The following is a 686-nucleotide window of genomic DNA, read 5'->3' as shown; positions in this document are numbered from 1 at the left end:
GCTTCGCGCACCACCAGCCCGAGTTTGTCCTGACCGGTAGGCGAAATTTTTCCGAATACCTTGTCGATTGCTTCGGCATACCAACGAATATTATTTACCACGTCCGGCACGTCGAGATTCTGACAATCCGAGATGGGCTTGCCGGCATCGACCGAATCCAGGAGGGCGATTTCCGCGCCGTTCGCTTCGACAAGATCCGAAAACTTGCGCAGAATGCGTTTGCGCTCGCGTGGCTCCATCTTGCTCCATACGCCGGACTGAAACGCCTTCTTCGCCGACTGCACGGCGCGGTCGACATCGCGCTCCGAACAGGCAGCGACCGTGTTGAGCAACTGGCCGGTAGCGGGATTGAGGTTCTCGAAAACGGCGCCGTTCTCGGCATCGACGAACTGTCCGTCGATGAACGCCTGCGTACGCACCGTATAGGGAATCGACATCACTAGCACTCCGTTAGAACATTAAAGGACTTTGCCCAGAAACGCTTTCGTTCTGGCGGTCTGGGTGTTGTTGAAAAAGTGCGTGGGGCTGCCCTGCTCCACCACCACGCCGCCATCCATGAAGACGACGAGGTCGCTGACCTCACGTGCAAAACCCAGTTCGTGCGTGACCACGATCATGCTCATGCCGTCAGAGGCGAGATCGCGCATCACGTTCAGCACTTCGCCGACCAGTTCGGGATCGAGCGC

1 protein-coding gene and 1 pseudogene are annotated in these 686 nt (G+C 57.9%); both read right to left on the bottom strand.

Annotated features, from left to right (window positions below; translation table 11 throughout):
- Positions 1–437, bottom strand: a 437-nt coding sequence (locus tag P7F28_RS09810) for an aldehyde dehydrogenase family protein (RefSeq protein ID WP_277184300.1), incomplete at its 3' end; no start/stop codon positions are given.
- A gap of 21 nt (positions 438–458) precedes the next feature.
- Positions 459–686: pseudogene (locus tag P7F28_RS09805) on the bottom strand (ectoine/hydroxyectoine ABC transporter ATP-binding protein EhuA); the annotation flags it as partial.

It is taken from the genome of Caballeronia sp. BR00000012568055 (assembly GCF_029439455.1).
Taxonomy (GTDB): domain Bacteria; phylum Pseudomonadota; class Gammaproteobacteria; order Burkholderiales; family Burkholderiaceae; genus Caballeronia.
This window is presented reverse-complemented; position numbering and strand designations above follow the sequence as displayed.